Origin of the sequence: Corallococcus caeni (genome assembly GCF_036245865.1) — a bacterium.
GTDB lineage: Bacteria > Myxococcota > Myxococcia > Myxococcales > Myxococcaceae > Corallococcus > Corallococcus caeni.
In genome coordinates, this window is record NZ_BTTW01000008.1 from 295,180 (window position 1) to 319,043 (window position 23,864).

Here is a 23,864-nt window from a genome sequence, read left to right on the forward strand (position 1 = left end):
TCCGTGCGGTGTCCGGGCGGCAATGCCCGAAAGAACCGGAACCGTCGTGGACGGGCCGCCCGTGTGTCAACGCCCACACAGGGGTGATGCTTCACGTCATCAGTCGTGGGTCCCCACGTGCAGGTCGCCGTGGCGCACGCAGACCCAGTGGAAGGCGCACGAGCAAGCCACCGCGCGGGCGTGGGTGCAGCAGCGGCCACCGAAGTCCTCCGGCAGGGGCTCGCGCTCGGCGGGGGGCGGCTCGGGGAGCTCCTTCGGCGCGCCCCGCCCGGAGTCCGCGGGCACGCTGCCGCAGCAGCCGCGCTGGAGGCAGCCGGGACACAGGGACAGCTCGCAGTGCGCGCACCAGTCGAACACCTCTCCGGCGGTGCCACGGCGCTCACAACCTCCACAGGCGTCGAACATGGGCGGCCTCCTTGCTCACTCGCGAACGAAGGTAGAGCAGGGGTCCGACATCACGGGTCGTGCGGGCACGCCTCGCGCTCCGGGAGGAGGGAAGCGACGGACAGGCGACGCTCGCGGCGCGCACCTTCCACGGGTGGACGGGATGAAGGCCGCACGCCGGTCCGTGAGCCCTTGCGGCGTTGGCCGGGGATTCGCATGGAACAGGGGCTCACGTAGTTCCGGCTTTTCGGGGAGGACGCAGTCATGCGCAGACACCGCCGCATCATCGGAGTCTTCGGCTCCGGCACGGAGACCCACGAGGAGTGGGTCATCCCCCTGGCGCGGTGGATTGCCGAGGCGGGCTTCGACCTGCTGACCGGCGCGGGGGGCGGCGTCATGAGCGTGGCCACCGCGGCCTTCGTCCAGGTGGAGGGGCGGCGGGGGGCGGCCATCGGCATCATCCCCGGCACCGTCGGGGCGGATGGCCGCTACCAGCCCCGGCCCGGCTACCCGAACACGGACATCGAGATCCCCATCTACACGCACCTGCCGCTCAGCGGGGAGCAGGGCACGGACCCCATGAGCCGCAACCACATCAACGTGCTGACGCCGCATGCCCTGGTCGCGCTGCCCGGAGGGGCGGGCACCGCGGCGGAGGCCGTCCTGGCGCTGCGCTATGGCAAGCCGCTCATCCTGCACGGGCCACCGGAGGCCTTCCGGCGCTTCCCGGCGGAAGCCGAGCGGACCCTCTCCCTGGAGCGGGTGGCCGAGTTCCTCCTGGCCGCCACCCGCTAGGTGGCAGCCGGGCTGACGGGGGCCGGGCGGGGGGAAGGCGCCCCACGGGGAGGGAAAAGATTCTAGGATGGACGGCGTGGGGCAGGGTGCGCCCGGCAGCAGGACGCCCGGAGCCCTTGCCTCGCCCGCCATCATGATCAACCCCGACTATCCGCTGGCCAGCTGGTTCCTCGCGGTCTCCACCTCGGTCTTCGCGGTCGTCTACGCGCTGCCGTTGCTGTTCGTGCCGCTGCGCTGGGCGCGCTGGTTCGGCTGGGAGCTGCCCACGGGCAACAACGACCTGACGGTCTACTTCGCGCGCTGCCTGGGCGGCCTGGCGCTGTCCGTCATCATCGCGGTGGTGCAGTTCATCCCGGACCCCAAGAGCCACCTGGTCATCTTCGAGCTCATCGGCCTCATTGGCGGCATCATGACCGCGGTGCACGTCTGGGGCGCGGTCATGAAGCAGCAGCCCTGGACGGAGACGGCGGAGATCCCCCTCTACGGCGCCGTGTGTCTGGGCGCCCTCTACCTGCGCTACGCCACGTTGTCCTGAGCGGAAAGCCCCCGGGGATGCCCTCCACGCAGCCCATCGATCCCGTCGTCGCGACGCTGGCGCCCTACATGCCGGCGGCCATCCTCGCGCGGCTCGGGAGCCAGGAGGCGGACGCGCTGCCCCGCGCGGAAGGGGTGCGGGGCGCCATCCTGCTCCTCGACATCGCGGGCTTCACGCCCATCGTGGTGGGGCTGAGCGGCGCGGGCCCGCGCGGCATCGACGCGCTCCAGCGCCTCTTGACGAACTACTACACGGAGATGATCGACGTGGTCCGCGACCACGGCGGGGACATCTACCAGTTCGCCGGTGACTCCATCCTCGCGTGCTTCGAGGCCGCGCCCGGCGAGGCGGACGGCGACGTCGTGCAGCGCGCGGCGGTGTGCGCGCTGGGCGTGCAGCGCAGGCTGGCGCGCTTCGCCCGGCTGGAGCTGATGGGCCAGCGCTTCGGCGTGTCGTCGCGCATCGGCATCGGCTTCGGGGAGGCGACCCGCATCGTGATGGGCGCCACCGGCCTGTGGATGCACCCGGCGCTCGTGGGCGAGCCGCTGGCGCAGGCGGTGGGCGCGGAGAAGCAGGCCACGGTGTTGGAGGTCGTCCTGAGCCCGCGCGCCTGGGCCGCGCTGCCGGAGGCCGCGCGCAGGGGCGAGCCGCGCGAGGGCGGCAACCACCGGCTGGCGCTCGACGCGCCGGTGGAGGCCGTGAAGCGCCCGCTGCCCGCGCCCACGGGCGGGGCGGAGCTGGTGGGCCGGTGCGCGCTGCTCTTGCACCCGGTGCTCTTCACGAAGATCACCACCGCGCACCAGGAGTTCGCGGGCGACTTCCGCGACGTCACCTGCTTCTTCGTGCGCTTCACCCACGCGTCGTCGGACGCGGATCCGGACGCCTTCACCCGCGACCTCAACGCCTACTACGAGTTCGTCCAGCGCGAGAGCGCCCACCACGGCGGCGTGCTGCTGATGACGGACTTCACGGACAAGGGCAACGTGCTCTACGTCCTGTTCGGCGCGCCCACCGCGCAGCAGAACAAGGAGGTCCTGGCGTGCCGGCTGGCCTGCAAGCTGCTCAAGGCGCGCGAGCAGTTCCCCTTCCTGGGGGAGCTGCAGATGGGCATCGCCACCGGCCACGCGTACTGCGGTGACATGGGCTCGCCCACGCGCAAGGGCTACTCGGCGCTGGGCGAGGTCGTGAACATGGCCGCGCGCCTGATGACGCACGGCGGACGCCAGGACGGCGTGCACCTGTGCGCCAACACCCAGGCGCGCTCGCAGCAGGGCGGCTTCGCCACCGAGTTCGTGGAGGACGCGAAGCTCAAGGGCGTCTCGCGCCCGGTGCCGGTGTACCGGCTGCTGGGGGAGACGCGCCGCGGCCTCTTCATCAAGGGCCGGGGCGACATCATCGGCCGCAGCCGCGAGCTCAACGTGCTGCACGAAGCGCTCAACGCCTCGTTCGCCGGCCAGGGCCGCGTGTGCGTGGTGTCCGGCGAGGCGGGCATCGGCAAGTCGCGGCTGGGCGCGCGCGTGCTGGAGGACGCGGAGGAGGGCGGCGCGCGGGCGCTGTACGGCGTCTGCTACTCCTACGAGGCCTTCACCCCCTTCTTCCCCTGGAAGGAGGTGCTGCTCCAGGCCTTCGGGCTGCACGACTCGGACGACACCGAGGCGCAGCTCACGCGCCTGCGCCAGGGCCTGGAGGGGCTGGAGGACGTGGGGCCGGAGTGGATCCCGGTGGTGGCGGGCATCCTCGGCATGTCGCTGGAGGAGACGTCCGCCACGGCGGGGATGGACGCGCGGCGCAAGCAGCAGAAGGTGTTCCAGATCGTCTTCCTGTTGCTGGAGAAGCTCAGCCGCTCGCAGCCGCTGCTGCTCTTCTTCGAGGACCTGCACTGGGCGGACTACATCTCGTTGGACCTGCTCCAGCACCTCGCGGTGCGCGTGGGTTCGCACCGCATCATGGTGCTGGCGACGATGCGCCCGGGCGACCAGGTCAAGGGCCTGCGCGAGCTGCCCGAGTTCGTCCCCGTGGACCTGGTGAGCCTGGACGACGAGGACACGCGGGCGCTCCTGCGCGTGCACCTGCGCCTGTCGCCGCCGGACGTCGCGCTGGAGGACCGGCTGCTCGCGAAGGTGCAGGGCAACCCGTTCTTCATCGAATCCATCGTGGAGGGCCTGGCGGAGCAGGGCTACCTGGGCCTGGCGGAGCCCGGCTCCACGCGGATGGAGCTCAAGCGCGGCCTGCAGGACCTGCTGCTGCCGGACTCCATCCAGGACGTGGTGCTGTCGCGCATCGACCTGCTCAGCGAGACGGAGAAGCTGGTGGTGAAGGTGGCGTCCGTCATCGGGCGCATCTTCACGCTGGACGCGGTGGCGGCGCTGGTGCCCACCCTGGGCGCGCAGCGCCTGCGCGAGGCCATGGACACGCTCCAGCGCCTGGGCCTCATCCTGCTGGAGCAGGAGGAGCCCTACACCTGCCTCTTCAAGCACATCGTCATCCGGGACGTGGCCTACAACACGCTCCTGGTGTCGGCGCGCGAGGACCTGCACCGCCGGCTCGCGCGCTACCTGGAGGTCCGGGCGAACGACAACCTCGCGGCCTCCGCGGGTCTGCTCGCGTTCCACTTCCTCGCGGGCAACGTGGAGGACAAGGGCCTGGAGTACACGCTGATGGCGGCCCGCAGCGCGCGGGCGCAGTACGCGAACGACGACGCGCTCTACCACTACAACCGCGGCGTGGAGCTTTTGGGCACCGTCGCCCCCGTGGACCCGGAGGCGATGCTCGTCAAGATGCGCCGGGTGATGCAGGAGCTGGCGGAGACGCTGCTCCAGGCGGGCCACTACGCCAACGCCATCCTGATGTTCGAGCAGTGCCTGGTGGACGAGGAGGACCCCCAGCGCCAGGCGGAGCTGCACCTGGGCCTGGGCCGCGCGCACCAGGAGAAGGGCGAGTCCGCGCTCGCCACGCAGCACCTGGAGAAGTCCTTGGTGCTCCGGGGCCGCAGCCTGCCGGGGAGCCTGGCCGCGCTGGGCCTGCGCACGCTGGCCAACCTGCTGCTGCGGGGGCTGGCCTCGCTCCTGCCGTTCATCCTGCGGCCGCTGCCGGCCTCCCGGCAGGGCAACTACCTCCAGCAGCTGTCCACGCTCAACTCGCTCATCCGCATCTACTACTTCGCGGACATCATGAAGCTCACGTGGGCGACGCTGGTGTCCACCAACATGGCGGAGCGCTCGCGCAGCGACTACGCCATGAGCCTGGCGCGCGGCTACTACGGCACGCTGCTGTTCGGCGCGGGGCTGCTCAAGCGCGCGCGCTACCACTGCGAGAAGGCGCTGGAGTACGCGCGGCGCTCCAAGGACCCGGTGGCGGAGGGGCTCGCGCTCAGCCGCCTGGGCATCCAGGCCTTCTTCGCCAACGAGCTGGAGCGCGCGCGGGGCTTCCAGGAGGAGGCCGTCTCCACGCTGCGCCAGGTGGGCGAGCGCTGGGAGCGCCAGACGTCCCTGATGATGCAGGCCACGGGCGAGTTCCTCCACTCGCGCTTCCGCACGGCGGAGGCGCTCTACGAGCAGATGAAAACCATTGGCGTGGAGCTCAACGCGCTGATGCACCAGGGCTGGGCGCACTCGTGGGCGCCCATGTGCCGCTACCTCCTGGGCGAAGGCGACGTGGGCGAGCTGTGCGCGGAGCTGGAGCAGGGCCTGCGCATCAGCGTGGAGGTTGCGGACCTGGCCAACCAGTGCGCCAGCCTCAACCACCTGGCCAACGTCACGGTGCGCGAGCATCAGGTGGAGGAGGCGGCGCTCGTCGCGGTGCGCTGCTTCCAGAGCATCTGGAGCTACCAGGTGCTGGTGCCCTTCCTCCAGGTGGGGCTGGTGGACGCGGCGGAGGCGGCCCTCTTCGCGCTGGAGGAGGGCGCCACGGTGGTGCCGCGCAGGAAGCTGCTGCGAATCGTGCGGCTGTCCTGCATCAAGGCGCGCTTCATCGCCCGGCTCTACCCGTACCTGAAGGGCCCGGCGCTGCGCGTGACGGCGCGCTCGCTGGCCCTGCGCAAGGGCCCCAGGGCCGCGGAGCCGGTGTTCCTGGAGGCCATCGCCGTCCTGGAGAAGAGCCCCAACCGGTGGGAGACGGGCGTGGCCTACTTCGACGCGGCGGTGGCCCTGCCGCACCGGCGCGAGGCCTTCCTCGCCCGCGCGCGTGAAATCTTCACGGAGGTGGAGGCCCGCGCGGAGCTGCGCCGCATGGACCGCTTCCAGGCCGCGACCTAGCTCCCGCCCGCGGAGGCGCTCCCCGTGCCCCAGGCGTCAGGCGCCCGTGACGTCCGCGTGATGTGACACCGGGGGACGCATTCCTTGTCCCGTCAGGCGGGCCCCCTAGACTGCGTGCTTCTTCCTCGACTCCGCACCGGGCCATGACCACCGCACCGCTCCGCTTCCAGCTCAGTCCCGTCATCGTCGGTTACATGGTCGTGGTGCACGCGCTGGCCGCGCTGGCGTTCTTCCTGCCCTGGCCGCCGTACGCGCTGCCGGTGGGGCTGGCCGTGTACGTGTCCATTGGCCTGGGCACGACGGTGGGGCTGCACCGCCTCCTGTGCCACCGCGCCTTCGCGTGCCCCCGCTGGGTGGAGTACGCGCTGGTGACGGTGGCCATGCTCACCGCGCAGGGCAGCCCGCTGCTGTGGGCCGCCAACCACCGGCTGCACCACGCGAAGGCGGACGCGGAAGGGGACGTGCACTCGCCGGCGCGGGGCTTCTGGTACGCGCACATGGGGTGGATCCTCAACGAGGCCTCCACCGAGGAGGACGGCTGGCGCACCTGGTGCCGCGACATGGCGAATGACGGGTACTACCACTGGCTGCTGCGCTACCGCATCGCGCCGCAGGTGCTGGGGGTGCTCTTCGTGGGGCTGACGTTCGGCTGGCGCGCGGTGCCCGCGTACTTCTTCCTGCCCGTGGTGTGCTGGATGCAGAGCACCTACGCGGTGAACTCCGTGTGCCACGCGGCGTTCGGCCACCGCGCCCACGACACGCGCGACCACAGCCGCAACGTGTGGTGGGTGAGCGTGCTGGCGCTGGGCGAGGGCTGGCACAACAACCACCACGCCTTCCCCGCGTCCGCGCGGCACGGCTGGGTGTGGTGGCAGTGGGACCCGGGCTGGCTCTTCATCCGCCTGCTGCGAGCCCTGGGACTGGCGTGGGACGTGCGGCTGCCGTCCCGGGTCCAGTCAAGACCTGCGGCGTGAGGCCCAGCGTGGCCATCTGCTCCGCGTCCCAGGACTCGATGGCGTCCAGGCCCGCGATGTAGCGGCGCTCCTTGTTCTTCAGCGGGTTGCGGATGCTGACGATCTCCGGGCCGGAGAAGAGGATGGTCTGCTTGTAGCGGGGCAGGTCGCTCAGCATCAGCTTGGACGCGTAGTGCCGCGCGATGTTGGGCAGGCTCCCCAGCGTGCGGCACAGCCGCTGGAAGTGCTCCACCACCTCCGACGCGTGCAACTGCTTGGGCCGGTGGCACAGCGTGTAGCCGTCGTAGTCGCGGCTGATGGTGCCGGGCAGGAGCCTGTCTTGCGCCTGGAGCTCGCGGAAGAAGGGCGTCTCCGGGTAGGGGCACACGATGCCCAGGAACGTGACGGAGAAGTACTTCAGGTCCGCCAGGTACTCCGGCAGCCGGTGCAGGTACTCGTTGGTGTCCCCGTCCGAACCGACGATGAGCCCGAAGGAAAGGAGGATGCCGGCGGAGAAGACGCGCCGGATGACGGCGTCCACCTCCGACAGCTTGTTCTGGCCCTTGTTCATCGCCTTGATGGAGTCCGGGTTGAGCGACTCCAGGCCGGTGTAGACGTAGCGGCAGCCCGCCTTCGCCATCAGCTTCACCAGCGACTCGTCCTTGAGCACGTTGAAGGTGAGGGCGCAGCCCCAGGTCTTCTTCAGGGGGATGAGCGCTTCGCACAGCGCGCGCAGGTACTTGGGGGAGCCGCCCAGGTTGTTGTCCAGGAAGACGAACGCGTCCCCCATCAGTCCCAGGAAGTTCGGGTTCCAGCGCATGCGCGTCTGGATCTCGTCGATGACCTCCGGGATGGGCCGGAAGCGGTAGCGCTCGTGGCCCGTGAGCACGCAGAAGTTGCAGGTGAAGGGGCAGCCGCGCGACGCCTCGATGCCGGGCAGGCGCACCTTGTTGTGCGTGAAGTCGATGAGCTCGTAGCGGTACGGCCGGATGGCTGCGGCGCCGTGCGAGGGCAGGCTGTAGCGCGGCTTCAGCTCGCCCTTCTCGAAGTCCGCGATGAGCGCGGGGACGTTGGATTCCGGCTCCCCGGTGATGACCGCGTCGAAGTACTTCGCCGCGTCGTCGGGGAAGTGGCCCGCGTGCCGGCCGCCCGCCACCGTCGTCATGCCACGCTGGCGGAAGAGGGTGGAGAGGACCTTCGTGTGCTCGTAGTACGAGTGCAGGTACGAGAAGAAGACCAGGTCCCAGTGCCGATCCAACGGCAGGTCCGCCTCCTTCTCGTTGAAGATCTCCACCTGCGCGTGCTCCGGGCACAGGCCCGCGATGAGCTCCGGCACGGAGGACTGCATGATGGAGGGTTCCTTGATTCGCAGGCGGGTCGGATGGGTGTACGTGGCGATGATGGCGATGCGCATGCGTGCGGGCCCGGCGACGGCGCGGAAGGAAACGGGCCGCGCCCGTTCGTGAATGCACCTGCCGGACTGCGTCCCCCTTCGTCAGCGGAGGATCACCCGGAGTCCGGGCAGTGGCAAAGGATCTCCGTCGCGCGCGCCGCACTCCGCGTGTTTCCGGTGGCAGCGGACGACCCAGGAGGACCTATCTCGCTTGGGGGGCGTGCTGATAGATATTTGAAACATGGATACTTCTCCCCCGCCAGCCGCCCCGGGTTGGCCGTTTAAACGTTACTTCTGGATTTCCGTCGCGTTCGCGGCGGTGCTGGGCGCGCTGGTGCTGCGCGTGGGCTTCATGCCGGATGACTTCATCTGGCTGGGCGTCTGGGACCACGTGCCGCCGCCCGCTCCGCTGGGCAACACGCCCCTGGACGTGTACCGCACCGCCACCGGCATCCCGGAGCACACGCTGCGGCTGGCGCAGGTGGGCGTCTTCCCGTGGTGGGTGGAGCCCACCGTGCGCGTGGCGTTCTTCCGGCCCCTGGGCAGCCTGTTCTACGGACTGGATCACCTGCTCTACAACCGCGTCGCCGTGGCCTATCAGGTCCACTCGGTGCTCTGGTACGTGGGCATGGTGGTGCTGGCGGGCGTGCTGCTCAAGCGCGTGCTGCCCACGGCGGTGGCGGGCGTGGCGATGTTCCTCTTCGCCATCTGGGGCTCGCACTCCGCGGTGCTGGGCTGGCTGTCCTACCGCAGCGTGGTGATGTCGCTGCTCTTCGGCGTCCTGGGCATCTACTTCCACGTGAAGTGGCGCGAGGAGAAGCGCACGGGCTCCCTGGTGGGCGCGCTGGTGTCCTTCGCGCTGGCGCTCCTGAGCGGGGAGACCATGGTCATCCTCAGCCCGTACGTGCTGGCCTACGAGGCCTTCTCAGGCCCGGGGCAGGCGAAGGACAAGCTCAAGGGGCTCATCCCCTTCGGCGTGCTGATGGCGGGCTACTTCGCGCTGTACCGCGCGCTGGGCTACGGCGCGGGGGGCTCGGACATGTACCTGGACGCGGTGGGGACGCCCGTGGAGTGGTTCAAGGCCATGCTCACCCGCGTCCCGGCCGCCATCGCGGGCCTGACGCTGAACGCGCCCCCGGACTTCATCTTCGACCAGTCCATGGTGCCCCTGTTCACGGTGCTGGGCGCCGTGGGGCTGACGCTGTTCGCGCTGCTCGTGTGGGGCGTGTGGCCCCGGCTGGAGGCCGCGGAGCGACGCACGGTGGGCTGGATGCTGACGGGCGCGTTCGTGTCCACGTGGCTGGCCAACTCCGCGTTCGCCGGCTCGCGCACGCTCATCGTGCCCAGCCTGGGCATGGCGGTGGGCCTGGCCGTAGTGCTGCGCCACGCGTGGCAGGGCCGGGCGCGCACGTTCCGCGCGGGCGCGGTGCTGGCCGGCGCCGCGCTGCTGGCGCTGGTGCACGTCGTGGGCGCCCCCTACATCTGGTGGCAGACCACGGAGGCCTACGCGCAGGCGGACGCCCTCATGGCGCGAGTGCAGATGCGCTACGAGGAGGCCCTGGACGAGTCGAAGCTGCCGGAGCAGCGGCTGGTGGTGCTCAACGCCCCCAACGGCATCATCGGCATCTATGGCTCCGTGCGCTGGTGGTCCACGGGCATGCCGCTGCCGAAGGCCTGGTGGGTGCTGTCCTATTCGCTCAACGAGCAGAAGGTGACGCGCACCGGGCCCAACTCCCTGGAGCTGTCGTTCACCAAGGGCGGCCACTTCCTGGACTCCGTGGAGGAGCGCATCCACCGCGCCGCGCGCCACCCGGTGGCCCAGGGGCAGGAGTTCGACATGAAGGGCCTGAAGGTGCGGATTGAAGAGATGGACGGGCAGTTCCCCACGCGCATCTCCTACACCTTCGACGTGCCGCTGGAGGACCCGTCGCTGAAGCTGGTCCAGTGGCACAACAAGAAGGTGGTGCCCTTCGTCCCGCCGGCGGTGGGCGGGCCGCCGTCGGCCCTCAACGTCCGGTAGGGGAGGGCCGTGGCGCGGGGGGCCTCCCCCGCGCCCGGGCGTGTCTCAGCCCACCAGCCGCACCACCACCAGCGTGAGTCCGTAGACGATGACGGACACCAGCGCGGCGGCGGGGATGGTGAACACCCACGCCCAGATGATGCGGCCGGCGGTGCCCCACTTCACGGCGCGCCAGCCGCGCGTGGAGCCCACGCCGACGATGGCGCCGGTGATGGTGTGCGTGGTGGAGACGGGGATGCCCAGCTCCGCCAGCGCGATGATGGTGACGCCGCCGCCCGTCTCCGCGCTGAAGCCGCCAATGGGCGCCAGCTTCGTGAGGCTGTGGCCCATGGTGCGGATGATGCGCCAGCCGCCGAAGAACGTCCCCATGGCGATGGCCGCGTGGCAGGAGATGATCATCCACCAGTCGATGTGGAACGGGCGGTCGCGCCAGATGGTGCCGAAGAGCACCACCGCGATGATGCCCATGACCTTCTGCGCGTCGTTGGTGCCGTGGCTGAAGGAGAAGATGGCGGACGACACCAGCTGCAGCCGGCGGAACCAGGTGTCCACGCGCAGCGGCGTCTGACGATGCACCGCCCAGGTGCTGGCCACCATCATCGCGATGCCCAGCGTCATGCCGATGAGCGGCGACAGCACGATGAAGGCCGCGATGCGCGCGATGCCGCTGCCCACCAGCCCCTGGAAGCCCAGCACCGGCAGCGTGGCGCCAATCATCCCGCCCGCCAGCGCGTGCGACGACGACGAGGGCAGCCCCCACCACCACGTGAGCAGGTTCCACGCGATGGCGCCGATGAGCGCGGAGAAGATGACCATCAGCACCGCGGTGGGGCCGGCCGCGCGGAGCATCTCGAAGTTGATGATGCCCTTGCCCATGGTGTTGGCCACGTGCACGCCGCCCGCGAAGGCCGCCACGAAGTTGAAGAACGCGGCCCACGCCACCGCCAGGTTCGGCGACAGCACGCGCGTGGACACCACCGTGGCGATGGAGTTCGCCGCGTCGTGGAAGCCGTTGATGAAGTCGAAGACGAGCGCGACGATGACGATGAGGACGACCGCGGCGAGCAGCATCTCAGGAGTGCTCCAGCACGACGCCTTCGATGACGTTGGCCACACCCTGGCACTTGTCGGTGGCCGTCTCGATGAGGTCGAGGATCTCCTTCCACTTGATGATGGTCAGGGTATCCACGCCGCTCTTGAACAGACGGCCCATGCCCGCGCGCAGGACTTCATCCGCCTGCGTCTCCAACTGCTTGATCTCCTTGCAGCCCGCGAGGATCTGCTCCGGCTTCTTGATGAGCCGCAGCGCCGCGACGACCTCCTGCACCTTCTGCGTGGAGAGCACCAGCAGCCGCGCCAGCTCCGTGGCGTCCGGCCGGCTGGATTCAATCTCGTAGTACAGCAGGCGCGCCGCCGCCGCGTTGGTCAGGTCCAGCACGTCGTCGATGCGCGACAGGAGCGTGTGGATCTGCGCCCGGTCGAACGGGGTGATGAACTGCTGGTGGAGGCGGTTGAAGGCCGCGTGGGTGACCTCGTCGCCCCGGTGCTCCACGTCCTTGAGCGCCTGGACGCGCGTGGGCACGTCCCGGTAGTCCGCCAGGAGCTCGTGCAGGAGCTTCGCTCCCTCGACGGTCCTCGCGCATTGCGCGTCGAAGTCGTCGAAGAACTCGTCCGACTTCGGCATCAGCTTTTCGAGCATGGGATCTCCCTCGGCGCCTGGAGGGACAGGCGCGGTCCGCCGCGGGAGGTCGGTGGCGCTTGGGTGTGACGCTCCCGTGACGCGGGGAGTGACTACCCTACCTGGAGAGATTCGCCAGTCTTCCGTGCAAAAACGTACGGATTCCAGGGGGTTGCGCTTGACGCAAGGGGCCGCTCAGACGACGCGGTTGCGCAGCTCCTCGAAGAACCCCACCCACAGCTGCCACATCTCCTCGGCGCCGCGGGTGATGGTGGCCAGCTCCGCGTCGGTGTACTGGAGCCCCACCGTGTGGCCGGCCGTCTCCACGTGGTCAGGCTCCTGCTTCACGTGGATGTCCACCCACGGCAGGGACTTGAGGCCCGTGGTGCGGCGCACCAGCTTGCCCAGCTTGGCCACCATGGTGAGGTCCGCCACCTCCGTGCCGTAGAGGAAGCCCAGGCCGGTGAGGTGGCTCTCCGTGGAGCGCTGGTAGCCGTCGATGAGCCGGCGCGTGGCGGGCGTCATGTCCGCCTCCGACACGCCCGCCTTCGTGAAGCCCGCGTCCGTCATCGTCTGGATGAAGAAGCGCTCGTGCGCGCGCGCCGGGTCTCCCTCGCCCACCTCCTGGTTCAGGATGTGGGTCACCGCCGTCTTCATCTCCATCTGCGGACAGACGGCGATGAGCTTGCTCAGGAAGTTGGGGAAGTAGTGCAGGGGGTGCCACCACTGTCCCAGCACCATCTCCGCCTGATCGTGGCTGAAGGCCTTCTCGTCCACCACCTCGAAGAAACGATGCTTGATGAGCTGCTCACGGTGGGGGTTCTTCGCGAGCGCCGCCTCGATGGTCTGGTTCCGCATTGCCGCCTCCAGGTTGAGGTCCAAAAGGGCTGGGTCGGCGTTTATCACAAGGCAGTGCTGAGATTCTTGGAATAAAAGAAAGACAAGTTCAACGAGACTACGTTGTTTACCGTCAGTGTGGAACGTGCAGGCAGGCGTGGGTGGGCTGTTCGGGGTGGGGGGGGCCGTCCTACAGTCCGAAAATCGGCATTTCTCCCCTGATTCCTCTTGTCGTGGAAGGCGCATGACCCTGTTCCGGCACCCTGAAGATCGCATCCCGGTCCTGATGTTCCTGAGTGTGTTCGCGCTCGACATGACGGTGTTCCTGACGGCGCGAAGCTGGTGGGTGCCGGTGCTGTGGTTCGGGCTGGGCATCATCCCCAAGGGGTGGATCTGCTCGTGGAACCACCACCACCAGCACCTGTCCTTCTTCAAGCACGCGCTGCCCAACCGCCTGTTGGAGATCGTCTTCGGCTTCCAGACGGGCGTGACCTCGCAGGCCTGGTTCCTCCACCACGTGCTGGGCCACCACAAGAACTACCTGGACCAGACGCAGGACGAGTCGCGCTGGAAGCGGGACGACGGCTCGACGATGGCGGAGCTGGAGTACTCGCTGAGCACGGCGCTGACCGCGTACCCGCGCGCGTTCCAGGTGGGCAGGAAGCAGCACCCCAAGGCGCTGCGCGTGTTCGTGTGGATGGCCGCGCTCCAACTGGTGCTGCTGGCGGGGCTGTTCTGGGTGAACCCCTACAACGCGCTGTTCGTGTTCCTGTTGCCCATGGCGGCGTCGCTCTACGTGACGGTCTGGGCCACATACTTCCACCACGTGGGCCTGGACACCGCCAACCACTCGGAGGCCTCGTACAACATCCTCCACAAGGGCTACAACCTGATGACGGGCAACCTGGGCTACCACACCGCGCACCACACGCGGCACGGGCTGCACTGGTCCAAGCTGCCGGAGCTGCACGCGCAGCTGGCGCGGGACATCCCCGCGAACCTCTACCGTCAGCCGGGCATCCCGTTCGTCTGGCGCGGCTCGGAGGAGAAGCTCGTGCTGAGCGAGCGCGAGGTCGAAACGCTCGCCGGCGGGCCCGTGGCCGACGGCGGGGAGAAGCTGGCCGCCTAGCGGTCCGGCGTCCCCGGGAACGCTTCGGCCGGAAGCACTGCTTCCGGCCGAAGGCGCCGCGCTACTGCGGCTGCGTCGTGCGGTTCGCCGCGATGTTGATGACGTTGAGCAGCAGGTCCTTCACGCGGCGGGGCTTGTTGCCGCCGTTGTCCTCGATGATCTTCTCGATGTCGTCATCCTGCCGGTGGTACTCGGGGATGAGGTCGCCGCCGCCCTCGGGGTTGGACAGGCCCTCGAAGAGGAAGAGGACGTCCTCGCCCTTGCGCCCGAAGGACGCGCCGTCCTGCCGGTCGCGGTAGACGTTGATGTCGCGGTTGATGCGGTCGAACGGATCCGCCAGCTGCTGGTTCGCCTGGTCCACCACGTCGCGGAAGTAGTTGGGCTGGCCCTTGGTGTTGGTGTCCACCACGGACAGGCGCTGATCATCCCAGCGGCCCACCATGTCCGTGTTGATGACGCCGGCGATGTTCTTCAGCTCCACGCCGGGGATGGGGTGGTCCACGAAGTACTGCGAACCCACCAGCCCCTTCTCCTCCGCGCCCGTCCAGACGAACAGCACGGAGCGGTCCAGCTTGCCGTTCTTCGCGGCCTCCGCCAGCTCCGGCACCGCCGCCATCAGCACCGCGCTGCCGGACGCGTTGTCGTCCGCGCCGTTGTAGGCGTTGCCCTTGCGGTCCACGCCCACGTGGTCCAGGTGGGCCATCACGACAATCACCTCGTCCTTGTGCGGGCCGGTGCCGGGCAGCATGGCCATCGTGTTCACGGCCTGGCCCGTGGCGGTGGCCACCTGCTTGAGCTCCTCCACGCCGCGCTGCTTGCCGGAGCGCGCCGGGACGGCGCTCTGTCCCGCCGCCTTCATCGTCTGCTCGTACTGCTGGTTGAGCAGCTTCAGCGTGTCCTTGGGCATCTTCTCGTCCAGGTAGAAGCCCTCCTGGAACGTCTCGTGGCCGAACTGCTTGTGCTCGGCGTGCCCGGCATGAGCCGCGCCCGCCGCCTCGCCGGCCTTGTCCGCGCCCAGCCAGGAGTAGACGTTGAACTTCTGCTGGAAGGGGTTCTCCGGGTTGTTGGAGTTCGGCCCCACGAGCCCGTACTTCTCCGCGTGCGCCTGCACGTAGGCGGAAGCCGCGTCCAGGCCCGCGGAAGGGCTGTCACGCCCCTTCAGCGCGTCCGACGCCAGGTACTCGATGTGCTTCATCGGATCCGAGTCGTCCGACACGGGCGGCTCGGTGGGGGCCTCCGGCGGCACCGGCGGCGTGGTGGCGGGCGGCGGCAGCGACAGCACCGGCGGCGGCGCCGGCAGTTGCGGCAGCTTGGACCCGGGACGCGCGCCGGAGGACTCGAAGCCGTCCTTCCACGCGATGGGGCGGTTGCGCGTCTTCGCCTCCGCGCTCCGGGTGTCCTGCGACGACAGCCGCGAGACGGAGGTGAGGGGACGCGAGCTGTCGTTGATCTTCGAGGCCATGGTGGGGGAGTCCGGGGGAGGAACCGCGCTCCCCAGATTATCCGACCGCCCCGGTCAGGAGTTGTGCGCCACGGCAAAGTTCCGCCCGCGCGCGGTTCATTCCCTGAATCCAGGTTTCACGAGCACGCCCGCGCGTGAGACGCCCTGCCGCTCCGCGTGAGACCGGGACCGTCACACGGAGCATGTTTCATGTAACATGAAACGCTACTCTTGTTTTCTCATGCAATGAATTGCAAGAGTGAAAATAGACGGACTTCGGGTGTTGGCGCGCGGAGTGCAGTGGGGTCGCGGGCAGTCCACCCCCACACCAAGAGGTAGTGCATGCACCTGAAGATGACGGGTTCCCTGCTGGCGTCCCTGCTGTTGAGCATGACGGGTTGCGCGGGCGGCGACGACAGCCAGTCCGCCGGTTCGCTGAGCGCGCAGGAGTCCGCGGCGTCCCAGTGTGTGAAGAAGTTCGACGGCATCACGACGTGTGCGTTGGGCCGGGCGAAAGTCGACTCCGTCGCGGACGGGCTGGCGGTGTCGGGGTTGCTGACCCAGAAGGACGGCGTCTCCAGCAGCTTCGCGCAGGCCGTGAAGTGGGAGCAGCGCGTGGCGATGAGCCTGGGCGCGCAGGGCGGCTACCAGCTGGCCGCGCGCGATGGGGATCAGGTCGTCAGCACGCTGAAGGTCACCCCGGGCCGTGAGGCGAACTCGGTCAACATGCTGCCCACGTTCACGGGCTCGCCGGGCGGCTCCGCGTACCGGATGAACGTCTACCTCGGCGGCGTGCTCCAGGGCTCCAGCCCGCAACCGGCCGGGATGATGATCGTCTTCCACAACTTCAGGGACTTCCTCCGCTGGGCGGAGATGCACCACTTCTTCCTGAACGACTTCGACATCGACGGGCTGTCCACCGGCTCCGCGGAGACGAACGTGGGCGCGTGCGTGTGGCGCCTGGACGCGGAGAAGAACACCTTCACGGTGGACATCAACGGCAAGTCCATCACGGGTGACTCGGTGGAGTTCATCGAGACCATCGCGGATGGCGCGTACCCGTACCGTCATTTCACGGGCATCGACACGAACGCCATCGCCGGCCAGTACACCATCCGGTCGGAGTCCATCACTCAGCCCACGGGCGTGAAGTAGCAGGGAAGACGTGCCGGACGGGGGCTTTCCGCATCCCGTCCGGCGTCGTGCCGCTAGCGTCCTCCGGAGACGGAGGACGTGGGCGTCGCCACGTTGCGACCGCTGCCGCCCACGCCGGTGGCGGGGCTCACCGTGGGCGTGCGCGTGGCCTCCAGCGGGGCCTTTCGCGCCGGCGCGAAGGAGGCCGGGACTTCGTTCGCGTAGAGCAGCTTGTAGGCGCTGTAGCTGCTGAGCACGCGCTTCACGTAGTCGCGCGTCTCGTCGAAGGCGATGTGCTCCACCCACTCGTCCATCTCCGCCTGGGGCAGGGCCTTGCGCCAGCGCTCCACTGCCGCGGGGCCCGCGTTGTAGGCCGCCACCGCGTAGGCGGGGTTGCCGTCGAAGTGCTTGAGCAGCGAGCCCAGGTACGCCGCGCCCAGCCGGATGTTCTGCGCGGGCTGGAGCAGCGACGACACCTCGAACGAGGCCAGCTTGAGCGAGTCCGCCACCTGCTGCGCCGTCTGGGGCATGAGCTGCGCGAGCCCCAGCGCCCCGGTGGAGGAGCGCGCGGTCGGGTTGAACCGGCTCTCCTCGCGGATGAGGCCCTGCAGGAGGTCCGGATCCACGCGCGCGGCCTTCGAGTAGCTCTGGATGAGCGGCCGGAACGCGAGCGGCCACGTCGCCTCCCACACCGGGCGGGACGCGGCGCTCAAGGGGCCCGCGGCCTCCTGGCGCAGCGTCACGCGGGCCACCTGCCGCGTGGCCCGGCCCCGGCCGGTGCGGCGCATGGTCTGGTAGAGCAGCCGCGCGGGCGCCTCCGCCAGGCCGCGCGTGTCCACCGCGAGCAACTCCTCCACCACGCCCGGCTGTCCCAGGCGCAACAGCTCCACGCCCGCCGCGAAGCGCGGATCCTTCTGGAGCGCGCCCGGGGGCAGGGGCCAGACCTCGTCGTTGGCCGGCGCGGCGGTGTTCAGCGTCTTCGCGGGGACGGCCTGCGCGGCGGCCTCCGTCAGCCGTGCCAGCCGCTCCGGCGCGTGCCGCGCCAGCCGCGTGCGGGAGAGCAGCCCGTACCAGGCCGTGGGCCGCTCGGTGGCGATGAGCTCATAGCGCGCGAGCGCCGCGTCCAGCGCGCCGCCGTTCTCCTGGACCCGCGCCTGCCAGTAGCGCGCGCGCCACAGGGCCTCGTCGGTGCGCGCGGCCTCCGGCAGCTGCTCCACCGCCATCAGCGACGCCAGGCCCGGCTGCGTCTCGCCCTGGCGCAGGTGCAGCCAGAAGGCGCGGAAGAGGGCCTCGGCGGCGAAGTTGCCGGCGGAGTAGCGCTTCGCCAGCGCCTCGTAGTTGCGCAGCGCTTCGTCCGCGCGGCCCAGGCGCTGCTGCGTCCACGCCTCGAAGAACAGCGCGTCGTCCGCGTAGCCGTGCTCCGGGTAGTCGCGCGCCAGCGTGGCGTAGGTGTCCACCGCGGCCTCCGGCTGCACCACCGACTGCGAATAGGCGAGCAGGTAGAGCGCCTGCGGCCGCTGCTCGGGCGACTGGCACTCGCGCGCCACGGGCTCCAGCACCTGGATGGCGCGGCGGTGCTGGCGCTCCTTGCGCAGGGCGCGGCCCAGGGTGAGCTGGGCGCGGCAGGCCATTTCATCCGGGAGCTCCGTGCGGGGGCCTGAGCGGGCCAGCATGTTCATGGCCGCGACGTTCTGGTGCAGCTCCACCAGCGCCTCCGCGCGGCGCACGCGCCACTTCATGGGCAGGGGCAGGTCGCGCAGCATGGCGCGCGCGCGGTCCGCCTCCCTGGACAGCGGCGCGGTGGCCCAGACCTCCAGCAGCGCGCGGTGCTCCGCGTTGTACTGCCCCGCCGCGCGCGCCAGGTCGCAGTACGCGAGCAGCGCCTTCATCCGAAGCGCATCCGGGCCGCGGGCCTGCCGGCTGTCGATGAACTCCTGGAGCGCGGCCAGCGCCTCCGGGATGCGCAGCTGCTTCTTGAGCACGCGCGCCATGGTGAAGCGTGCCTCGGGGTAGAGCGGGGAGCCCGGGCTCACCGCGCCGTACTGCTCCGCCGCGCGCAGCGGCTTGTGCAGCCGCTCATGCGACTGCGCGGCCCGCATCAGGCAGTGGTCGCGCAAGGGGACGTAGTCCTCCGCGAGCGCGGTGAACTCCGCGGCGGCGGTGGTGAAGTCGCGCGCGAGGAACGCGCTCTGGGCCTGGAGGAAGCGGCCGGGCAGGGAAGGGGGGGACTCCGTGGCGAGCAGCGCCCGCGCGGACTTGTACCGGCCCCGGTCGAACTCCGCCTTCGCCTTCGCCAGCAGGCCGTCGGTGAAGTAGGGCGCCAGCCGCTCCGGCCCGAAGGCCTCCGCCGTCACCTCGTCCTGGGAGGGCTGCGCCGTCGGCGTGTCGAGCAGGGCCTCCAGCTTCTCTTCCGACATCACGTCGCCGGAGTCGTCCTCACCCGGCGCCTGCGCCCACGCGGCGCCCGGAGCCCACAGGCCCGCGCAAGCAAGCAAGACCGCAGCTGTTCCTCGAAGTCCGTCCATGCCAGCCCTCGTTCGTCCGCCAGGGACCCGGATGGATTGGCACTGCCGGTGCGCTTGGGACCTGTCCGGCTGACTGCTCGCCAGGCGCGCGTTGGCTTTCGTGCATCCCGCCCCAGGCACACATCCGGTGCGTTGCACGAAAGCCAACGGCCCGGCGGCCGCTCGACTGGTATCTGGGGTGCTACATACCCAGGGGCGCCTGCCTGCTGTCGAGCGGCCTGGAGCCCGGCCACGTCGAACCCAGCGGAAACGTGGACGAACCCCTGCACCGCGCAGGTGCCGTCGCTGACCGTGGCTGGCGTCTGCCTTTGAGGCCCGCGCCCGGTGGACGGAACGTTGACAAGGTGCGTCTGCGACAGGGCGTGAGGGCTTGTTACACGTGATACATGAGGGGAAGGAATGTGAGGCATTGCGTCCTCTTGCAGCCGGCGTGCTTGTAGCTTTACCGTGCGCCTGCTGCCCTCCCCCGGACATCCATGGCCACTCCGAGTCTCCCGTCGTCGAGTGTCGCGCTTGAAGCAAGACCCCCTCTGGCCCGCGTCTGGTGGCTCGCGCTGCGGCCCAAGACGCTGACCGCCTCCATCGCGCCCACGGTGCTGGGCTGGGCCTTCGCCCACGCGGAGGGCAGCTGGCGGCCGGTGCCCGCGCTCACGTTCCTGGTGGGCTTCGTGCTCATGCAGATCGTCAGCAACCTGGTGAACGACTACGCGGACTTCGAGCGCGGCGCGGACACCGAGGCGCGCCTGGGGCCGGCGCGCGTCACGCAGAAGGGCTGGCTGTCCGCGCGCGAGGTGGCGACGGCCGCGGCGCTGGCGTTCACCGGCTCCTCGCTCGCGCTGCTGCTGCTGACGCAGGCGGAAGGGTGGACGGTGTTCGCGGGCGGCGCCTTCTGCCTGGCGGGCGCGGTCTTCTACTCCGCGGGCCCCATCCCCCTGGGCTACCTGGGGCTGGGGGACGTGCTGGTGCTGATCATCTTCGGGCTCTTGGGGGTGAGCGGCAGCTACGTCGTGCTCACCCACCACGTCACGCCGGCCGTGCTGCTGGCGGGGCTGTCCATGGGCCTGTTCTCCGCCGGCATCCTCGCGGTGAACAACCTGCGCGACCGCAAGACGGACGTCGTCGCCGGCAAGCGCACGCTCGTGGTGCGATTCGGCCAGCGCTTCGGGCAGTGGGAGTACACGCTGGCGGTGGGCGGCGCGTTCGTGCTCCCGGTGCTCGCCTGGCTGGCGCTGCCGGAGCACGCGGGGGGCTGGCTCTTCACGCTGGCGGCCCTGCCGCTCGCGGTGAAGCAGATCCGCGCCATCTGGCGCGAGGACGGCGGGGCGCTCAACCCGCACCTGGGCAAGACCGCGGCGCTGGGGCTCGTCTTCGCGCTGCTCCTGTCCGCGGGCCTCAGCCTCTGGCCCCAGACGACGCCCTGAGTCAGGCGCGGCGGGCGCCCCAGCCCCCCTGCGCGATCTGAAGTCCGCGAATTGCGCGGACTCTCATAATGTGGTCAGTTCGATGCGATGAGGTGTTCTCCTCCCAACCCTTCCTGGACCTCACCGTCTCCGCGTGGCGGAGCGTTGGCGGCGTCGGGAAGGGTGGGACGCGTGGGCCCGCGCGTGAGGACACCTGCTCCCTTTCCTTCCCCCGTCTGCCTCCGGCCTCGTCTTCCATGAATCGCTCAATCCTGTTGAAGAGCGCGTGGTGCGCCCTGCTGGTGCCCCTGCTGTCCTGCAACCTCCTCAAGGTCACTGACGACGAGGGGTCCACCACGGGTCGCGGCGCCAAGCGGTTCGACCCCTACCAGGGGCTCAACTCCGGCGCGATCCGGCTCAGCCTCCAGTACATCAACGGCTGCGCCTTCCTGCCCAACGGGCAGATGGTGGCGAAGAACGGCGTGCCCGTCCCGTACCCGGACGTGTGCATCACGCCGCTGGCGCCCAACCCGCTGACGCTGTCGCCTCCCACCGGGACGCTGCAGATCCTGTCGGACAACCAGTACTTCCTGAACCAGTTCTCCGTGTCGGAGACCGTGGTCAACCAGCACAACAACCCCAACGACCTGACGGCCGCGCTGTCGTGGATCAAGACCCAGACGGTGTTCGCCGGCCTGGACTGGACCAACGTCAACCAGGGCCCGGACGAGTGGAGCTTCTACAGCCTCGCGGGGGCCGTGGAGGACTGCTGGACGCGCGAGGTGCTGTTCGGCAACGCGAACTGGCAGAAGGTGAAGGACGACACCATCACCGTGGAGGTGCTGGACGAGACGGGCACCTCGCGCGCGAGCCAGACGTACCTGCGCTCGGAGCTGCTGGCCTCCTCTCCCTACGCCGGCCACAGCCGCTTCGCCTGGCGGTCGGAGAACCTGAAGCCGCCGCGCTTCCCCGGCGACAAGGACCCCGGTACCGTGACGGGCTTCCCGGGCGGCCTGGACCAGAGCCCCACCACCCGCACCGTCGCGCGCGTGGACATGGTGGGCAGCACCAACCCCTTCAAGGTGCTGCGCATCCCGCGCCTGTCGGGCCCCGGCGCGCTCAAGGCCACCTGGAGCCAGCTGCCGGACAAGCCGTTCTACTTCCCGGTGACCTACGTCATCCCGGATGACCGCCCGTCCACCTGCACCGACGACGCCGGCAACCCGGTGCAGTGCAGCCCGGGCCTGGACTCGCGGCTGGTGTTCTCGCCCCCGAAGGAGGGCAGCTTCTACAAGCCCGGCGAGGACGTGAGCCTCTACGTGGACCTGCGCGACAGCGCGGGCGCCCACCTGCACTCCAAGGACCTGCTGCCCAGCGCGCGGCAGATCATCGCCGGCCAGTCCAACGGCATCCAGACGTTCGTGCCCGGCGTCATCGCGTCCGTCATGGAGAACGACTCCATCTCCAACGTGGCCATCGCGGGCCCGCTGCAGGACCTCCAGGTGCTGGGCAACCCCAGCGACGAACCCCAGTTCTTCGCCAAGCCGTTCCCGTTCGCCCTCTACGATGACGCCACGCTCACGGGCCTGACGCCGGGCCTCATCGACTACCAGTGGCCCACGCGGCAGACGTTCACGCTGCCGGCGAACGCGAAGCCGGGCACCTACGTGGCGCTGGTGAAGTTCAACCGCGCGTCCATGGGCGAGCGCGTTGCGAAGCTCAACCCGTTCTTCTTCCAGGTGGGCCAGGACGAGCCGACGACGTACCCGGGCAACGTGGGCAACTGCCAGATCTGCCACCGCGGCGTGCTGTCGCTGGACAACCTGCGCCACGGCCTGTCGGTGGACCACATCGAAAGCTGCAAGGTCTGCCACCACTACGACACGGACACGGTGGGCCGCACGCAGGAGATGGTGCACCGCATCCACATGAACTCGCCCAGCTACCCGGCGAACCGCGCGGACTGCACCGTGTGCCACCTGACGCGCAAGAGCACGGAGCGGCCCAGCCTGGCGCTGTGCGGCTCGTGCCACATCTCCCAGCACGGTGACGAGTTCTTCCAGATCGCCTTCAACCAGCGCGGCACGCCCAGCAAGTTCGGCAACTGCGCGCAGACGTGCCACGGCGGCGATCAGCTCCCCGCCGGCCACATCCTCCCCGTGAAGTAGGGGATGCGACCCGCCATGCAAAAAGCCCTCTTCGTCGGAACGCTGCTCGGCGCGGCCCTGCTGAACGCCGCCTGCACGGAATCCTCCAACTCGCCCGCGTCATCCACCTTCACGCCGCGCCCCACCTACGAGAACCGCGAGCCGGAGGGCCTCTCCTCCCGGCTGACCGGCTTCACGGTGGATCCGGAGGCCTACTTCATCAACCTGGCCAACTGCGCGCCGCCGCCCGCGCAGTGCGCGCTGCCGCCGCTGTACGCGGAGTTCAGCCCGCTGCTCCAGCGCGCGGTGGTGCGCAACGCGCCCATCACCCTGCAGGACACGGTGCCGGACCCGGCCACGGGCCGGCCGCCCGACCCGGCACCGCCCACGCTGTCCAGCGCCGCTGGCCTGTGGACCCTGGACAAGGTGCCCACGCGGCGGGGTCCGCCGTTCTTCGTCCTGTCCCCGGGCGGGCCGTCCGCGCAGGTCAAGCTGGCCAACGACGTCCCGGCGCCGTTCCCGCTGCCGCCCGTGGCCGAGGGCAACTACCTGCCCACGCTGACCATCCGCCCGGTGGTGCCGGCGCACAGCGCGTGCGTGGGCCTGGAAGCGCTCCAGGTGAGCGACAAGGGCATCATGGAGGCGGTGGCGAAGTACCTGACCCTCACCGACGGCACGTCCGTGACGGTGGCGGACCTGCTCAACCCGGCCCGCTTCGGCGGCATCACGGTCTTCTGGCTGTACCGCCCGGGCTTCCCGGTGTTCCGCGTGCCCGCGTCCAACACCACCGTGGAGGCCTCGTCCGGCCGCGTGCTCAACATCGAGTGGGCGCCCGTCGGCGCGCTGCCGCCGCCGCTCGTGCCCTTCCAGTCCACGCGTGGCTTCTTCATCCCGCCCGGTCCGCCGGCGCCCAACAGCAGCCTGGGGCTGGTGGCCATCGTCCACCCGCCGCTGATGGGGCCGCCGGGCAACGTGACGTACACGGCGAAGGACGCCACGACGAGCGTGCCGGAGAACCGCCCCTGGTCGCTGATGCCGCTCGCGCTCCCGCAGATCCCTGGCCTCGTCACGTTCGCGGGACTGCAGATGTCGCCCGCGGTCCCGTCCAAGACGCCCTCGATTCCCCCGCCCAGCACCTGCCTGCCTGGGCAGTAGCCGCCGCACCCGTCTCAACGCCTGCGCTCCGTCCACCCCTCCCCGTGGGGAGGCCGGAGCGTCCGTGTTTCGTCCCCGTTCGTCC

The 23,864-nt window shown here is 69.9% G+C and carries 17 protein-coding genes; 10 read left to right on the plus strand and 7 right to left on the minus strand.

Annotated features, from left to right (window positions below):
- Positions 1-99: 99 nt before the first annotated feature.
- Positions 100-405, minus strand: coding sequence for a hypothetical protein (locus AABA78_RS30465; RefSeq protein WP_171422145.1), 306 nt, complete (start codon positions 403-405; stop codon positions 100-102).
- A 243-nt stretch (positions 406-648) separates the two neighbouring features.
- Between AABA78_RS30465 and AABA78_RS30470 the strand changes: the two genes are divergently transcribed.
- The 4 genes from AABA78_RS30470 to AABA78_RS30485 all read left to right on the plus strand — a co-directional run bounded on the left by AABA78_RS30470 (position 649) and on the right by AABA78_RS30485 (position 6,941).
- Positions 649-1,179 (plus strand): SLOG cluster 4 domain-containing protein, encoded by a 531-nt coding sequence (locus AABA78_RS30470; RefSeq protein ID WP_171422144.1) that lies wholly within the window; start codon positions 649-651, stop codon positions 1,177-1,179.
- Positions 1,180-1,246: 67 nt separating this feature from the next.
- The gene (locus AABA78_RS30475; RefSeq protein WP_338268527.1) at positions 1,247-1,714 is read left to right on the plus strand and encodes a hypothetical protein; all 468 of its coding nucleotides are present in this window, start codon (positions 1,247-1,249) and stop codon (positions 1,712-1,714) included.
- Between the two features lie 17 nt (positions 1,715-1,731).
- Positions 1,732-5,967 carry an AAA family ATPase gene (locus AABA78_RS30480; RefSeq protein WP_338268529.1) on the plus strand — a complete coding sequence of 1,412 codons (4,236 nt, stop codon included), beginning with the start codon at positions 1,732-1,734 and terminating at the stop codon, positions 5,965-5,967.
- A gap of 143 nt (positions 5,968-6,110) precedes the next feature.
- Positions 6,111-6,941, plus strand: a complete 831-nt coding sequence (locus AABA78_RS30485; RefSeq protein ID WP_338268531.1) for an acyl-CoA desaturase — start codon at positions 6,111-6,113, stop codon at positions 6,939-6,941.
- On the opposite strand, the gene AABA78_RS30490 is transcribed toward AABA78_RS30485, so the two are convergent.
- Positions 6,862-8,334: a B12-binding domain-containing radical SAM protein gene (locus AABA78_RS30490; protein ID WP_338268533.1), complete on the minus strand. Its 1,473-nt coding sequence runs from the start codon at positions 8,332-8,334 to the stop codon at positions 6,862-6,864. The two genes, AABA78_RS30485 and AABA78_RS30490, sit on opposite strands and share 80 nt — an antisense overlap.
- Before the next feature lie 220 nt (positions 8,335-8,554).
- Here AABA78_RS30490 and AABA78_RS30495 point away from each other — a divergent pair, with 220 nt between their 5' ends.
- Complete coding sequence (locus AABA78_RS30495) at positions 8,555-10,333, plus strand: hypothetical protein (RefSeq protein ID WP_338268535.1); 1,779 nt, start codon at positions 8,555-8,557, stop codon at positions 10,331-10,333.
- 45 nt (positions 10,334-10,378) lie between these two features.
- On the opposite strand, the gene AABA78_RS30500 is transcribed toward AABA78_RS30495, so the two are convergent.
- The 3 genes from AABA78_RS30500 to AABA78_RS30510 all read right to left on the minus strand — a co-directional run bounded on the left by AABA78_RS30500 (position 10,379) and on the right by AABA78_RS30510 (position 12,869).
- Complete coding sequence (locus AABA78_RS30500) at positions 10,379-11,404, minus strand: inorganic phosphate transporter (protein ID WP_171414802.1); 1,026 nt, start codon at positions 11,402-11,404, stop codon at positions 10,379-10,381.
- A 1-nt stretch (position 11,405) separates the two neighbouring features.
- A complete protein-coding gene (locus tag AABA78_RS30505; protein WP_171414800.1) occupies positions 11,406-12,032 on the minus strand; it encodes a DUF47 domain-containing protein in 627 nt (208 codons plus the stop codon).
- A 174-nt stretch (positions 12,033-12,206) separates the two neighbouring features.
- A complete protein-coding gene (locus AABA78_RS30510) occupies positions 12,207-12,869 on the minus strand; it encodes an iron-containing redox enzyme family protein (protein WP_338268538.1) in 663 nt (220 codons plus the stop codon).
- Between the two features lie 223 nt (positions 12,870-13,092).
- Between AABA78_RS30510 and AABA78_RS30515 the strand changes: the two genes are divergently transcribed.
- Positions 13,093-13,977, plus strand: coding sequence for a fatty acid desaturase family protein (locus tag AABA78_RS30515; RefSeq protein ID WP_338268539.1), 885 nt, complete (start codon positions 13,093-13,095; stop codon positions 13,975-13,977).
- A 61-nt stretch (positions 13,978-14,038) separates the two neighbouring features.
- On the opposite strand, the gene AABA78_RS30520 is transcribed toward AABA78_RS30515, so the two are convergent.
- Complete coding sequence (locus AABA78_RS30520) at positions 14,039-15,439, minus strand: M28 family metallopeptidase (RefSeq protein ID WP_338268540.1); 1,401 nt, start codon at positions 15,437-15,439, stop codon at positions 14,039-14,041.
- Between the two features lie 321 nt (positions 15,440-15,760).
- Here AABA78_RS30520 and AABA78_RS30525 point away from each other — a divergent pair, with 321 nt between their 5' ends.
- Positions 15,761-16,573 carry a hypothetical protein gene (locus tag AABA78_RS30525; protein ID WP_338268541.1) on the plus strand — a complete coding sequence of 271 codons (813 nt, stop codon included), beginning with the start codon at positions 15,761-15,763 and terminating at the stop codon, positions 16,571-16,573.
- A gap of 53 nt (positions 16,574-16,626) precedes the next feature.
- Here AABA78_RS30525 and AABA78_RS30530 read toward each other — a convergent pair whose 3' ends face one another.
- Entirely contained in the window at positions 16,627-19,077 is a 2,451-nt protein-coding gene (locus tag AABA78_RS30530; RefSeq protein WP_338268542.1) for a lytic transglycosylase domain-containing protein, read from the minus strand.
- 476 nt (positions 19,078-19,553) lie between these two features.
- On the opposite strand from AABA78_RS30530, the gene menA reads away from it, so the two are divergent.
- From menA to AABA78_RS30545, 3 genes are all read left to right on the plus strand, one after another.
- Positions 19,554-20,498 (plus strand): 1,4-dihydroxy-2-naphthoate octaprenyltransferase, encoded by a 945-nt coding sequence (gene menA, locus AABA78_RS30535; RefSeq protein WP_338268543.1) that lies wholly within the window; start codon positions 19,554-19,556, stop codon positions 20,496-20,498.
- 236 nt (positions 20,499-20,734) lie between these two features.
- Positions 20,735-22,645: a hypothetical protein gene (locus tag AABA78_RS30540; protein WP_338268544.1), complete on the plus strand. Its 1,911-nt coding sequence runs from the start codon at positions 20,735-20,737 to the stop codon at positions 22,643-22,645.
- A 15-nt stretch (positions 22,646-22,660) separates the two neighbouring features.
- Positions 22,661-23,779: a hypothetical protein gene (locus AABA78_RS30545; RefSeq protein WP_338268545.1), complete on the plus strand. Its 1,119-nt coding sequence runs from the start codon at positions 22,661-22,663 to the stop codon at positions 23,777-23,779.
- Positions 23,780-23,864: the final 85 nt, after the last annotated feature.